The organism is Jeongeupia chitinilytica (assembly GCF_014652315.1).
GTDB lineage: Bacteria > Pseudomonadota > Gammaproteobacteria > Burkholderiales > Chitinibacteraceae > Jeongeupia > Jeongeupia chitinilytica.
This window is the reverse complement of sequence record NZ_BMYO01000003.1, coordinates 313,759-327,752: the sequence shown is the minus strand read 5'-3', so window position 1 is coordinate 327,752 and position 13,994 is coordinate 313,759. Positions and strand designations below refer to the sequence as shown.

Annotated in this window: 15 protein-coding genes; 12 read left to right on the top strand and 3 right to left on the bottom strand. The window is 61.7% G+C overall.

The window, feature by feature from the left end; genetic code table 11:
* Positions 1-67: 67 nt before the first annotated feature.
* Entirely contained in the window at positions 68-325 is a 258-nt protein-coding gene (locus tag IE097_RS07385; protein WP_189459515.1) for a hypothetical protein, read from the bottom strand.
* A gap of 505 nt (positions 326-830) precedes the next feature.
* Here IE097_RS07385 and IE097_RS07380 point away from each other — a divergent pair.
* The 8 genes from IE097_RS07380 (at position 831) to IE097_RS07345 (ending at position 7,102) form a co-directional block, all read left to right on the top strand.
* The gene (locus IE097_RS07380; RefSeq protein WP_189459514.1) at positions 831-1,613 is read left to right on the top strand and encodes a 3-hydroxybutyrate dehydrogenase; all 783 of its coding nucleotides are present in this window, start codon (positions 831-833) and stop codon (positions 1,611-1,613) included.
* Positions 1,610-2,800, top strand: a complete 1,191-nt coding sequence (locus IE097_RS07375; RefSeq protein WP_189459513.1) for a DUF3734 domain-containing protein — start codon at positions 1,610-1,612, stop codon at positions 2,798-2,800. Before IE097_RS07380 ends, IE097_RS07375 begins: the two co-directional genes overlap by 4 nt.
* A 115-nt stretch (positions 2,801-2,915) precedes the next feature.
* Entirely contained in the window at positions 2,916-3,443 is a 528-nt protein-coding gene (locus IE097_RS07370) for a peroxiredoxin (protein WP_189459512.1), read from the top strand.
* Between the two features lie 186 nt (positions 3,444-3,629).
* A complete protein-coding gene (locus IE097_RS07365) occupies positions 3,630-4,277 on the top strand; it encodes a CoA transferase subunit A (protein WP_189459511.1) in 648 nt (215 codons plus the stop codon).
* 5 nt (positions 4,278-4,282) lie between these two features.
* On the top strand, positions 4,283-4,933 hold the full coding sequence (locus IE097_RS07360; RefSeq protein ID WP_189459510.1) for a 3-oxoacid CoA-transferase subunit B: 651 nt from the start codon (positions 4,283-4,285) through the stop codon (positions 4,931-4,933).
* A gap of 357 nt (positions 4,934-5,290) precedes the next feature.
* Complete coding sequence (locus IE097_RS07355; RefSeq protein ID WP_229797483.1) at positions 5,291-5,677, top strand: hypothetical protein; 387 nt, start codon at positions 5,291-5,293, stop codon at positions 5,675-5,677.
* A 193-nt stretch (positions 5,678-5,870) separates the two neighbouring features.
* On the top strand, positions 5,871-6,773 hold the full coding sequence (locus IE097_RS07350; RefSeq protein ID WP_229797482.1) for a metallophosphoesterase family protein: 903 nt from the start codon (positions 5,871-5,873) through the stop codon (positions 6,771-6,773).
* Entirely contained in the window at positions 6,773-7,102 is a 330-nt protein-coding gene (locus tag IE097_RS07345; RefSeq protein WP_189459508.1) for a cupredoxin domain-containing protein, read from the top strand. Before IE097_RS07350 ends, IE097_RS07345 begins: the two co-directional genes overlap by 1 nt.
* A 116-nt stretch (positions 7,103-7,218) precedes the next feature.
* Here IE097_RS07345 and IE097_RS07340 read toward each other — a convergent pair whose 3' ends face one another.
* Together IE097_RS07340 and IE097_RS07335 are read right to left on the bottom strand one after the other, a co-directional pair.
* A complete protein-coding gene (locus tag IE097_RS07340; RefSeq protein ID WP_189459507.1) occupies positions 7,219-7,986 on the bottom strand; it encodes a DJ-1/PfpI family protein in 768 nt (255 codons plus the stop codon).
* 62 nt (positions 7,987-8,048) lie between these two features.
* Entirely contained in the window at positions 8,049-10,175 is a 2,127-nt protein-coding gene (locus IE097_RS07335; RefSeq protein WP_189459506.1) for a multicopper oxidase family protein, read from the bottom strand.
* Between the two features lie 341 nt (positions 10,176-10,516).
* Between IE097_RS07335 and IE097_RS07330 the strand changes: the two genes are divergently transcribed.
* The 4 genes from IE097_RS07330 (at position 10,517) to IE097_RS19615 (ending at position 13,899) form a co-directional block, all read left to right on the top strand.
* Positions 10,517-12,145, top strand: a complete 1,629-nt coding sequence (locus tag IE097_RS07330) for a tyrosinase family protein (protein ID WP_189459505.1) — start codon at positions 10,517-10,519, stop codon at positions 12,143-12,145.
* A 63-nt stretch (positions 12,146-12,208) separates the two neighbouring features.
* The gene (locus IE097_RS07325) at positions 12,209-12,643 is read left to right on the top strand and encodes a hypothetical protein (RefSeq protein WP_189459504.1); all 435 of its coding nucleotides are present in this window, start codon (positions 12,209-12,211) and stop codon (positions 12,641-12,643) included.
* A gap of 15 nt (positions 12,644-12,658) precedes the next feature.
* Entirely contained in the window at positions 12,659-13,309 is a 651-nt protein-coding gene (locus IE097_RS07320; protein WP_189459503.1) for a hypothetical protein, read from the top strand.
* 56 nt (positions 13,310-13,365) lie between these two features.
* On the top strand, positions 13,366-13,899 hold the full coding sequence (locus IE097_RS19615) for a DUF2726 domain-containing protein (RefSeq protein WP_189459502.1): 534 nt from the start codon (positions 13,366-13,368) through the stop codon (positions 13,897-13,899).
* Positions 13,900-13,994 lie beyond the last annotated feature (95 nt).

The window sequence follows — 13,994 nt, the reverse complement described above, 5'->3', positions numbered from 1 at the left end:
ACCAGGTGCAGTGAAGTCGGAAGCCTTTTCAGACCCACGCATGCAAAGTGATAGCGCCTGATGCGGGCTACTGCGGGGCGAGTTGCGGATTGCCTTCCAGCGGTACCGGCTCGCTCAAGTGTCCGCTTGTCGTCTGCCCCGGGATCTGCCGAGTCAGCTCTGCCGGGCGGCATACGTCCTGACTGTTGCAGGCCCACAGGCTGATCCAGGCCGTGCCCGGCAGCTTCGTCGTCGGGAACTTGCCGTAGCCGGTCCAGTACGCGCCGCCCTGGCAATCCGGTATGCCAAAGCAGTCCTGACACACAAGCAAGCCGGTCGGCGACATACGGTCCTTAACCGGAGACGATGAACTGTGTGTTGTCCGAACCATCACCGCGCAGCTTATCTACACCGCTTGGCAGTGCCGATTGCGACTGTTGTCACGGGCATTGCAGCACGAACCGCTATAACGAGGGGCGTGCCGCAGCGGGCTGGTACCGTCGATTTTGGGTGTTGAGTCCGTTTCCGGATGGACGTTTGCGATGGCCCCGACTACTCCAGCGCTCTTGGACGGGCCGCAGCAATTCATAAATCGTGAATGCCTGTTTGTCCGCTACCGTGGTGCTTCGGCCAGGCGATTTGCACTTTGCACCGGTGAGCAAGCATTGTCACCGATCTGAAAAATCAAGATGTATTGAGCGGCTCTACTGCGCCTTCACCGAGTGCCACGTGCTGGCCCGGTTGCCGAAGCGCCGGTGTTCAGGATCATCAACGCGCATTTCTGTCGCCTACCTGATACCGGGGCTGGGCGAGGTTGTTTTCGATTGTTTGGCCCTGCCAGGAGAAACCCGATGCTACTGAACGGAAAAGTCGCGCTGATCACCGGCGCTGCTAGCGGAATCGGCAAGGACATCGCGCTCGTCTACGCGCGCGCCGGCGCTGCAGTCGCCATTGCCGACATCAATCTCGACGCGGCACAAAAGACCGCCGACGAGATCAACGCCACCGGAGCCAGGGCAATCGGCGTGGCCATGGACGTGACCAGTGAAGAAGCCGTCAACGCCGGTACCCGGAGCGTGATCGATGCGTTCGGTCGACTCGACATCCTGATCTCGAATGCCGGCATCCAGATCGTCAATCCGCTCGTCGACTACAGCTTCGCCGACTGGAAGAAAATGCTGGCCATCCATCTCGACGGCGCTTTTCTGACGACCAAGGCGGCGTTGCCGCACATGTACAAGGACGATCAGGGGGGGACGGTGATCTATATGGGGTCGGTGCACTCGCACGAGGCCTCGCCGCTCAAGTCGGCCTATGTCACCGCCAAGCACGGCCTGCTCGGGCTGGCGCGCGTGCTGGCGAAAGAAGGCGCGGCACACAATGTCCGCTCGTACGTGATCTGCCCCGGCTTTGTGCGCACGCCGCTGGTCGACAAACAGATTCCCGAACAGGCCCGGGCGCTCGGCATCAGTGAAGACGAGGTGATCAAGAAGGTGATGCTCGGCCAGACGGTCGATGGTGTGTTTACCACCGTCGACGACGTCGCGCAGACTGCGCTCTTCCTCGCTTCATTCCCGACGGCGGCACTTACCGGGCAATCCTTCATCGTCAGCCACGGCTGGTACATGCAATGACGCAGGCCGGACGCAATCCGGCCTGTCCGGGCGAAGCAGGGCAGCATCGCTGCCCGGGGCTGCCGGATGAGCATGGCTATCAGGTCGTCGCGCTGGCGCTGCAGGGGGGCGGCGCACTCGGCGCTTACCAGGCCGGCGTGTATCAGGGGCTGGCTGAAGCCGGATTGGCGCCGAACTGGATCGCCGGCATTTCCATCGGCGCACTGAACGCGGCCATCATTGCCGGCAACCCGCCGGAAACGCGCGTCGACCAGCTGCGCCGCTTCTGGGAAACCATTTGCGCGCCCCCACTGTGGCCGCCGAGCCCGACGGCGGCATTGCGCCGCAATGCCGTGGCCGAGCCGCTGCTGGGCTGGCTCAACGGCTGGGAAGCGTGGCGCGCGCTGACCGAAGGCCAGCGTGGCTTCTTTGTGCCGCGTGCTGCGTCGGCGTTCGCCAGTGATCCCGCACATGCCAGCTTCTACGACACGTCGATGCTCAAGCAGACGCTCGAGGAGTTCGTCGATTTCGACCGGGTGAACGATCCGCACCGGCTACGCGTGTCGGTCGGTGCCGTCAATGTCCGCACAGGCAACTTCGTCTACTTCGACAACACCCGGCACACGCTGCGGGCCGAGCACTTCATGGCCTCGGGCGCGTTGCCGCCCGGCTTTCCGGCGATCGAGATCGACGGCGAGTATTACTGGGATGGCGGGCTGGTGTCGAACACTCCGCTTGCATACGTACTGTCGAGCGAGCCCGGAAAGCAATCGCTGGTGTTCCAGGTCGACCTGTGGAGCGCCGGCGGCGCACTGCCCGACGACTTGAGCAAGGTGATGCTGCGGCAGAAAGAAATCCAGTATTCCAGCCGCACGCGGATGATGACTTCGCAGATGAGTACCACCCAGCAGCACCGCCGCTTGTTGCGCGACCTGATGGCGCTGGTGCCCGAACAGGCACGCGACAACGCGGCGTACCGCCGCGCCGCCGCGTACGCCAGCGACCGTCGCTTCAACGTGATCCACCTGATCTACAAAGACAAGGAATGCGAAGGGCATTACAAGGACTACCAGTTCGGTGCGCTGTCGATGCATGACCACTGGCAAAGCGGCCATGCCGATGTCGGCCGAAGCCTGGCTCGTCCCGGTTGGCTCGACATCCCGGATGCCGAAACTCCATTTGTAACCCACGACGTGCATCGTAACTAAAAGGGATTCGCAGTGATGAGAAATGACGGCCGAACGTAGTGGTGCGGTCTATTGTTTCAGCGATCACCGCGTGTGATACGCGAGTACTCGGTTCGACCTCTGCACGGAACTCACCATGAAAATCGTCGCCACTTTCATTGCCGCGCTAATTGCCACGTCGGCCTACTCAGCGCTACCGAATGGCGCCGCCGCACCGGATTTCACCATGCAAGTCAGTCTCGGCGGCAAGGTATCGTCATTCACGCTGTCGGAAGCGCTGAAAAAGGGCCCGGTCGTGCTCTATTTCTATCCCGCCGCGTTCACGAAGGGTTGCACGATCGAGGCGCACGACTTCGCCGAGGCCATTGACCGGTACCACGCGCTCGGCGCAACGGTGATCGGCGTTTCGCACGACGACATCGCCACGCTCAACCGCTTCTCGGTCTCCGAATGCCGCAGCAAGTTTCCGGTCGGCTCGGACGCCGACCAGAAGATCATGAAATCGTACGACGCCGTGCTTGCCGCCAAACCCGAACTTGCCAGCCGCACGTCATACGTGATCACGCCTGACGGCAAAATCCTCTACTCGTTTACCGACCTCGACCCGGGCCAGCACGTTGCCAATACCCTGAAGGCTTTGGCGGACTGGAAAGCAAAGCAATAGCGCCCGGGCTCATCGATCTCCCTCCGGATCTGCGCCGGCAGATCGGCGCGCCATGAGGAACGTCAATCTCCATCCCGGTCTGCATGGAGTACATCGGTCAAACCAGGTGCCGGCCGCTTCGCCAATCAGGCTTCGGGGCGGGGCCGGTTGGCAGGATCTTTCTCTCACGAACCGTAAGGGACGAAAATGAAAGCAGTTTCCGTGGAAGAGGCGGTGGCCATCATCCCCGCCGGCGCAAGTCTCATGATCGGCGGTTTCATGGCCGTGGGCACGCCGGAGCGCTTGATCGACGAACTGGTGCGCCAGGGCAAGGATGGGCTCACGGTGATCGCCAACGATACGGCTTTGCCCGGTGCCGGTATCGGCAAACTGGTCAGCGCCGGACTGGTCCACAAGGTCATTGCCAGCCACATCGGACTCAATCCGGAAACCCAGCAGAAGATGCTGGCCGGCGAGCTGGAAGTGGAGCTGGTACCCCAGGGCACGCTGATCGAACGCATCCGCGCCGCAGGCTACGGCTTGGGAGGCGTTCTCACCCCGACCGGGGTGGGGACCATCGTCGAAGAAGGCAAGCGCAAGCTCGAGGTGGACGGCAAGGAGTACCTGCTGGAAACGGCCTTGCATGCCGACTTCGCGCTGGTAAACAGTTTTCTGGCCGACTACTACGGCAACCTCCACTACACGCTGACGGCCAGGAACTTCAATCCGGTCATCGCCATGGCAGGCAGGCAAGTCATCGCCGAGGCGGACAACATCGTTCCCACCGGTGTCATCAGCCCGGATCAGGTGCATACCCCCGCCCCCGTGGTTGACTATCTTTTGATGAACGGGTGACCGACATGGACGCACAAACCATTATTGCCAAGCGAATCGCGCAGGAGCTGCGCGAAGGCATGCTCGTCAATCTGGGCATCGGTATTCCCACTCTGGTGGCCAACTATCTGCCGGCGGGAGTCCATGTCTACTTCCAGTCGGAAAACGGGCTCATCGGCACCGGGCCGGTGCCGGAGCCGGGCATGCAGCTCCGCCTTCTCACCGACGCTGGCGGGCGTCCGGTAACCGCCTTGCCCGGTGCCTGCACCTTCGACAGCGCGGTTTCTTTCGGCCTGATCCGGGGCGGGCATGTCGACGTGACGGTGCTCGGTGGACTTCAGGTGGATCAACAAGGACGTCTGGCCAACTGGATGATTCCGGGCAAGATGGTGCCCGGCATGGGCGGCGCGATGGACTTGGTTACCGGCGCCAAGCGTGTGGTGGTCGCCATGCAGCATACGGCGAAGGGGAAGGCCAAGATCGTCAGACAATGCAGCCTGCCCCTCACGTCGGTGCGTCAGGTCGATCTGGTGGTCACCGATCTCGCAGTGATCGCTTTCCCCGGCGGACGAGCCACGCTGCTGGAAACGGCGCCCGGGGTGAGCGTGGCCGACGTTCTGGCCGGCACAGAGGCCGAACTGGTCGTGCCCGATCAAGTGCCGACAATGGCCATCTAGCGTTCGGTGAGCCCGACTATCCGCTTCATGGCAAAGGAGCGTGAAACGGGGCTTGCGAACGGCGGTGATGCCAGTGGTTTTGGCTTCTGGTCAGGGTGCCACATCCTGCCCGGAGGTAAACCTTCGAATGATCGTCCTGGTTTGTTCGGGGGCGCGCACACTGTACGTCGATGCGGGGAGGGTAGCTGAAAAGGTTCATTTTTTGGGTGGGCCTTTTCGCTCATTTCAAAGAAGGGTGACCCGCACGACCACCATCATTCGAAATATCACAGCGTCCGCCTGTCTACCGAACTAAACCTTCACCGTATGCGACTGACCAACGAAGCTGGAGTTGGTGCTCCGTTGGAGATCAGGATCATGCGAGTCATGTTGCATGTGTGTACGGCTCTGTTTTCCCTGGGCATTGCCGCCGCCCATGCGGCAGGTAGTGGCTCCACGTTTCTCGGTGGTGACGAGCTTCGCAGCCGACTTCTGGCTTCGCCAGTCGATTTCGTAAGTCAACCCGGCGCCAAGCCTGTTGAGTGGCGTTTTGCATCCAACGGCGAGGCGAACGGGGACAACTTGTCGATGAATACCGACACTTCCGAGTACCGTGGAAATTGGCAAATGAGTGGCGACCAAGTGTGCGTCAAATGGATTGGCACGACCCCGGACGGCTGCGTCGGGCTGATGAGTGAAGGGGGCACCTACGAGCTGTACACAGGCTCACAGGATGCGCCGATCGTCGTAGGTGTGCTTCGGTAGGCCGACGCAGGTAAAAGCGGTCGGGCTATCTCCAGCCGCAAGAGCAACGGCTCGCAATTGGGTCACGTTGATGTCGAGCCGTTGCCAGATCCGGGCGAAGACAACGGTGCAGGTTGCTACCCGGCCTGGGCGACGAGGCCACGAGTAACGATGCAATGTCTAGCCTCTCCCCGTTTCAGGCAAGGAGACGGCGATGAAAGACGGGATTGATCGGCGGGATTTTCTCAGGCTGGCCGGCCTTGGCGGTGTTGTGTTCGTCAGTGGCTGTGCCGGTGTGGGCAGCCGCATGCCCGGGGCCACCGCATCGCAGGATTTCTACTTCGTCCAGCTTTCCGACACGCACTGGGGGTTTGAAGGTGCGGCAGCGAATCCCGATGCTGCTGGAACACTTCCCAAGGCAATAGCGGCTGTCAACGCGCTGGGGCAGCCCCCCGATTTCGTGATGTTCACCGGTGACCTGACACATACCACTGACGATCCGGTCGAACGCCGTCGGCGTCTGGCAGAGTTCCGCGGGATCGCCGGCAAGCTGAGGGTGCCGGCCGTGCATTACATGCCGGGCGAACACGATGCCGCGCTGGACCGGGGGGCTGCGTACATCGAGTACTTTGGTGCCACCCATTACGCGTTCGACCACAAGGGCGTGCATTTCATCGTGGTCGACAACGTCAGCGATCCCGGTGCCACAATCGGAGAGGCGCAGTTGCAGTGGCTGCAGCAGGACCTCGCGAAACAGAGCCTGGATGCGCGGATTGTCGTGTTCACACACCGGCCGCTGTTCGATCTGTACCCGCGCTGGGACTGGGCGACCCGCGACGGGGATAAAGCGATTGCACTCCTGAGTCCGTACCGTAATGTCACCGTGTTTTACGGACACATTCATCAGGAGCATCATTTCGCCACCGGGCACATTGAACACCATGCGGCACGCTCGCTGATGTTCGCGTTACCGGCCCCTGGTTCGCAACCGCAACGCACACCGGTACCTGGACGCTGCGATGCCGTACCGCGGCCTTGGCTACCGGGAAGTGAAGGCGGAAGTCCGTGCAGCGCACTACCAGCTGGCCGAGCTGCCGGTACAGAAGGGCTAGGGTGATGATGCAACGACGCAATTTCATCCGGATGCTGCTGGGGGGCGGAATGCTGGTAGTGCCGGCATTCCGCGCATCCGCCGGGGAGCGTGTAGTCCATCTCGCGGCCAAACGCTTCGAATACATGCCTCCTGCTCTTGCCATCCCGGCCGGCGAAGCAGTGGTGCTCGAGGTGACGGTGAGTGATGTGGTGATGGGGTTCAATCTGCCCGACCTGAAGCTGCGCACGGACCTCGTCCCCGGCCAGCCTGCACGTTTGCACATCCCGCCTCAATCGGTCGGGGAACTGGTTTTTACTGTGACGTCTTCTGCGGCTCGGGGCATGAAAACATGAACGGCGTGATCCGGGTGATGAAGGTGTTGTAGCTGCGTGATTTCCATATCGCGGTGAGCCGCGCATGACTCATGCTGGCATTTCAGCCTGGCGCCCTGTGCCACCAATTCGTCAAGTCAGACTCTTCTGCTTTCCCGCGCGGTAATCACCTTGTCAATGGTGGCAGCCATGTGCGGGATGCTGCAGGTCGAGCCATCGCCCGGTGTATAGACCGGCGGTGTGGCCTGCGACGGGTCGCCTTGATGGAATTGCGGTTGCGGGTTGTACTGCACCATCAGCTGTACCGCACCGGCCACATTGTCGTTGGACAGCAAGGCAATGATCGCTAGCGCTTCATCGATCCCCGATGAAATGCCGCCGCCGGTAATGCGGTTGCCGTCGATTACGTAGCGCGGATAGCCCGGTTTGACCGTGATGGACGGAAACAGGCCCAGACATGGCAAAAAGGCCCAGTGCGTGGTAGCGCAATACCCATCCAGTAGCCCGGAAGCGGCCGCCAGCATGGCGCCTTCACAGACCGAGGCGACGTACTGTGCGTCGTTGCCGACGGCGTAAAGCAGGTCCATCGCCTTTTCGTCCAGCATCAGTTCTTCCAGCCGCATCGGGTCGCCGCCCGGTATCCACAGCAGGTCGATTTTGTCCGTGTCGCCCGGCGCGGGCGCGGTCAGCGCCGGCAGGTCGGCGCCGACGGTCAGGTTGTCGCGTGTGACCACCGAGCTGCCGTCCAGCGACAGCGCGCGCACTTCACGCACCGGTGCGCCCGGGTTGTATTGCGATTCCAGCGAGGCCATCCAGTTGAACAGCTCATAGGGGGCTGCGACGTCCATCAGGTCTACACCGTTGTAGACGGCGATGCCGATCACGAACTTGTTTTGCTCAGTCATGGTGGTGCCTCGGTGGGTGCTGCGTGGTTCATTGCGCCGGCGCAGTGCCGGCGCGGACGGGGTCAGTGGTGGGCTTGCGAAACGCCGCCCATGCCGTCAGGCAGCGCGATGCGGATGTTCTGCATCATCCCCTGGTCCTCGTGATCGAGGATGTGGCAGTGCAGGACGAAGTCACCGATATAGCGCTCGTAGCGTGTGCGCACCACGATGGTGTACATGCCCTGCTTCAGGGTCGGCGCTTCCTTGCTGGGGTACAGATCCTTGATCCACAGCGTGTCCTTCCATACGCCCTTCAGGCCCGGGTATTGCGCGTCCTTGCCGTCCACCGCGTTTTCCAGGCTGACGTCGTTGCCGTTCGGGTCGATGATCTTCACCACCTGGAACGGGTTCACGTGGATGTGGAAGGGGTGGCTGACAAAGTGCGAGGTCAGTGTCCATTCATCCACCGCGCCCAGCTGCAGCACGCGGTCGATGCGGCTGCCGTCATACGGCTTGCCGTCCACCTGGAAGAAGGCGCTGCCCGGCACCGAGGTATCGATGTTGAACGACAGTGTTTGCGTGCCGGTCACTTCGTCGTCGGCAATGGTCTGGTGCGGTACGAACTTGGTCAGCGTCAGGTTGTTCAGCACGTCATTGGCTACGGTCTGGCGCACATCGGCCGGCATGTTGACCTTGGCGGCCTCGGCCAGTACTTGCAGCAGATGCTGCTTGGGACTGGCAATGGCGGGGCCGTCACCCTCCGCCTGCACGATGCCCAGCAAGCGGGCTGACGGCGCGGCGCGGTCGATGGTGGCGGTGACTTCGGTGTTGTTGATCACACAGTAGTCCCCGGCTTGTGGAAAGCTCACCAGTGCGTCCCAGCGATAGCCGGGCTGGAATACGGCGGTTTTCTTGAACAGCGCCTTGCCCATGGTCAGGCCGTCGGCCGCCACCAGCGGCAGGTCCAACGCCGCACCGGTGCAATAGCGTTTCACGTAGTCGCTGGTGTCCGCTGCGCTTAATGCGCCCAGGCGTGGCGCACCAGCTGCGCGGCGACGGATTTGCAGCGAAATGGTATCGCGCACGCCACCGTGGATCATGCGCCAACGCTCGATGGTGCCGACCTTGGCTTTGCCCAGCGTGCCCAGCGTGCCCAGCACCACGCCATTGATGCTGGTATAGCGGCCGGACGATTGCCATGTGCCGGGGCCGAACTGGTCATAGCCGGTGATGGCGCCCACGTCGCCTTCATCGCACTTGTAGCGGTTGTCTTCCGGGTTGGGCTTCTGGCCCGGCAGCGGGTCGTTGCCGTAGGTCTTGATCTGGCCCTTGAGATCGCCTTCCTTGAAGCGGCAGGCATACTGGATCTGCTGGAACACCATCACCCGCTCGGGAAAGGTGGTGTTGCCATAGGGCTTGAGCAGCGTATCGATATCGCCATTTTCGTTTGGCGTCGGCACGCGTGTACCACGCACGATCAGCGCACCGGCCATGCCGCTCGATACCTGCAGCGCGGTCGAGCCGTGCTGGTGGGTGTGATACCAGAAAGTACCTGCCGGATGCGTGGGCGGAATGTTGTATTCGTACTGGAAACCCACGCCGGGGTTGATGGCCAGCAACACGTTGTCGCTGTTGCCGGCCGGGTTCACCCACAGGCCGTGCGAGTGCAGATTGGTGCCGTTGAAGCAGTGCGGTGTATTGGCGCTGCCGCCTTGCGGCCTGCAGCTTGGATCCTGCGGCAGGTCGTTGTTGAGCGTGATGCGCACCGTCTGGCCCGGATAGGCCTCGATCTGCGGCGCAACGTATACGGTCTGGCCGGGTTTGCTCCAGCTGGTAGGGGGATCCAGTGGTTTGGCCTTGCTGCCATCGCCCTGCACATAGCTGCGCAACTGCACCTTGTCGTACTTCACCTCGCCAGGCTTTTCTACCGAAGGATTGCGAATCCAGCCGTTCACATAGCGGATGGCAAGGTCGAAATACACCTCGCGCGGAATGCCAGGTTCCAGCTCGGTAGTCGCCGGTTTGGCCAGCAGGTTGACCCGGAGCTTGGCGTGGCCGGCATTCATCTGCGGGGAAATGGCGGCGTGCAGCAGTGGCGGGTTGCCCACCTGCTGGGGTTCGTCAGCCAGCGACGATGTGGCACTGACGCTGGCCAGGATGCTGAGCAGCAGGCCGGGAGCGAAGTGGCGCGGGGCGGGGAAGGGCTTCATGCGTTTTCCTCGGGTGCTGCTGTGAGTCGAGCCACCGTCCAGCGGCCATGCAGTCAGTGGTGTAACGGAGCCGCCCTTGCCTGTAGGGGGGGGTGTGGTGCGGGATTTTGTCGGAAATTCTGTCTTGGTTCGGAATTTAAATTAACAGAATATTCTTTATTTCTTACGATTGTTATCCTATCAATCATACGCAACAAGAAAGAAATTTGATCTGATAAATGCCATTGTCATAAATTGCTTGCGATGATCGCCGTCCAAAGGACGGCGTTTGCGCGCACCCGGCCGGAGGCAGTGCAGTCCGGTCGGCAATCTTTCTTACTCATTTACTGGACGGATTCCACATGACTCAAGCATTGCGGGTGCGCAGATCCCTCGTCGAGCTGCAAACCGAATACAGCAACGGCAACAAGAAACCGCTGGAAGACCTGATGCGGGCGTGGAAGGGGATCAAGGCGCTCCCGGCCAGCGATCCGAATTCCTTTTTCATGATCGGCGGATACCACGGAGAGCCGTTCCGTGGCGCTGGCTGGGGCAATGCCTCGTACTGGGGGGGGTACTGCAACCATGGCAATGTGCTCTTCCCCACCTGGCACCGCGCCTATCTGGCGCGCCTTGAGCAGGCGCTGCAAAGCATCGAGGGTTGCCATGACGTGATGCTGCCGTACTGGGACGAAACCAGCGAAGACTCGGTCAAGAACGGCATTCCTTGGGCATTGACGCAGAAGGATTTCGTGCTCGACGGTCAGACCATTCCGAACCCGCTGCGCTCCTTTGTGTTCAACCGCAACATCAAGGACCACGTCAACGGTGATGATCCCAACTACAGCAAGGCAAACGGCTATGAAACCGTGCGCTATCCGCTGTCCGGACTTGTCGGCACGCCAGACGATCGCGCGGCGACCGAGGCGCACAATGCCAAATTCCCGGACTACGACACCAATGTGCGTCTGCTGAACCAGAACATCACCAACTGGCTGGGTTCGTACATCGTGGTCGACAAGCAGGTGATCCCGACAAACGTGAAGAACAAGTTTGAAAACTGCCTGAACGCGCCCAACTACACGGTGTTTTCCAACACTACCTCGGCTGCGGAATGGAACGACAACCTGCCGGCCGGGACCAAGGCCGTAGTGCCGCTGGAGTCGCCGCACAACAGCATCCACCTTGCCGTGGGGGGCTTCGATGTGCCGACCGGCCCAAATTCCGGCGATTACTCGCCGATTGCCGGCGCCAACGGCGACATGGGCGAGAACGACACTGCGGGCCTTGACCCGATCTTCTACTTCCACCATTGCTTCATCGATTACGTGTTCTGGCAATGGCAGAAAAAGCACGGGTACACAGACCATCTGGATGTCATCGAAGGCTATCCGGGTACCAATTCGGTCGACAACCAGGGGCCGACACCGGGGGTGGTGCCCAATTCGTGGCTGACGCTTGATTCGCCGCTCGATCCGTTCAAGGTGCATCACAACGGCCACGAGCGTGCCGCAACCTCGCGCGACTACATCAACATCGAAAAACAGCTTGGATTCACCTATGCCCCCGGCTCGCTGGACGAGCTGGCGCAAGAGGCGCCCAAGCTGACTGCCACGGCCGTTGAAGAGGGCCACAGCAACAAGGTGATCCGTGTCTCTGCGTTGAACCGCGCGCGCATTCGCGGCTCGTTCCTGATTTCGGCCTTTGCCAACATTGGCGGCAAGCGTTACCACCTTGGTACCGAGGCCGTGCTGAGCCGCTGGGCGATTCAGGGGTGCGCCAACTGCCAGACCCATCTGGAAGTGAAGGCCGCGTTCCCGCTGTACGGCCTGCGCGCGCAGGCGCTGGGCACGGCCGACTTCGAAGTGGAAGTCCACACCCGTGACGGTCAGGTGCAGCAAAACCCGCCGCAATTGCTACAGGCGGTTGCCGTACCAGCCGGCACGGCGCCCGCACCGGCACAGAAGGCATTCCGCGTCGAAGTACGCTAAATGCGCCAAGCAGCCTGCCCTTCGAGGCAGGCTGTTTCACCTGATGCCAGTAAGGAGTCCGCCATGAGTTTCGTTCCGGAAATAGGCCCGCTGACGGGCACCTGGACTTACCGCAGTCTGCAGAATGATCCGGACTTGAACACGGCATTCAACGATCTGGAGTTCGGTCGCGGCAACATTGATATCGAGCCGGCACCGCAAGGCGTGTTCAAGGGCCGTATTTATGGTCCGGGCTGGGAGCTGCAGCTCAATGGCTCGATCAGCTATGGCAACCCCAGCACCGTGCGTTTCCAGGGGCGTGGCGTGGTGGGCGGCGAGGAATGGATTTACGACTATATCGGCTACCTCAGTCCGCCTTGGCCCAATGGCATCGATCAGCGCCCGGCGCTGGCCGGCTCCATCGTGCGTACCATTCCGCATGCCAGCGGCTCCGGCGGCGTATCGCCGGCAGGCGTGGCCTGCACTTGGTATGCCGTGTTGGACAATACGCCGGACTGAGGCCTAGGCCGCGCCATGCGCTTACCATCTGCCTGGTTGACGGTGCCGCCTGCCGGCGGCTGGCGCGTGCTGTTGCTAGCCGCGCTAGGTGCGCTGGTGCTCGATCTGCCAGTGCGCCTGCACGGTGCCTCGGCCGCCTGGAGCTGGACCGTGCTGGGTTCACTTGCCTGCGCAGCAATCGAGGCTGCCGTCGCGCTGCGTGTGCTGCCGCCTTGCCGGCGCAGCGCCATGCTGGCCTGTCTGGCGGCCGTCGGTGTCGGCACCTGGCTGGATTTCAGCCGTATCGCCCCTGAGGCTCTGCTGTCATTCTGCACCACGTCCGCGGCTGCCGATTGGCTGGGTCTACCGCTGGAGCACCTGCGCTGGTTCCCCTTTACCGCACTACTGATGCTGGCAGTGGTCGTGCAGGAACGTGTCGACGGCCGATTCGCGCTGCCGGCGCTAGGTTGGGTGATGGTCGAGTTCGCCGCCATGCTGCTGGTGATGGCGCTGGGTATGGTGGCGTTCAAAGGCCTGGCCCTGAGCCTGGGTTTGCCTTGGGTGGCCAATGGCATGGTTGGCGCAATGCTGCTGAGCATGCTGGCATTCTCGCTGCTGCATGCCGGAATTCAACTCGCCTTCGCAGCGTGGCCGTTGACGGCAGGTCAGGCCGGCGTGCGGCGATAACATTTCAGGGCAGGGCGGCGGCAGCTTGCTGACGCCATACGTGACCTGAGGTGCTTATGGCCCGTGGCGCGTGTTTTTGCGCCCTCCTGGCTGTTTTGATTGTGGTTACCGTCGTACTTGGCACGGTGATGAAGAAAAACGGGGCAGGGAAGGGAGCCTCTACCGGCTCGTCACGCTTTCAGCGCAAGCCCGTGCTGACCGAACGCGAACAACCGGCCTACTTCCGCCTGGTTGAGGCGCTTTCTCCCGATCACATCGTTCTGGCTCAGGTATCTTTTTCGCAGCTGGTCGTTGCCAAGGGCGGCAGCCAGAAGGAGAACTACGCCAAGTTCAAGCGGATCAGCCAGAAGTCTGCCGACTTCGTAGACTGCAGGAAGGATTTCAGCGTTTTGGCCGTCATCGAGCTGGACGACTCGATCCACAACAGCAAGCTGGACAAGGACGCCGAGCGCGATGCCTTTCTGGCCGAGGCCGGCATCAAAACCCTGCGATTCCGGCAAATCCCGTCAGTCGACCAGCTCCGGCAAGCGTTGCCGATCCCGCGGCCGCAGGAAGCTAAGCCGCAGGTAGAGCCGACGGGCATCCCGTAGCGCGAATCCTTTGAGCACTGCCGGCGATAGAAATCGCGCTCTTTGCTCAGTCGCTCGATCAGGTTCGCCTGACCCTTGGCCAGCTCGCCACAGGT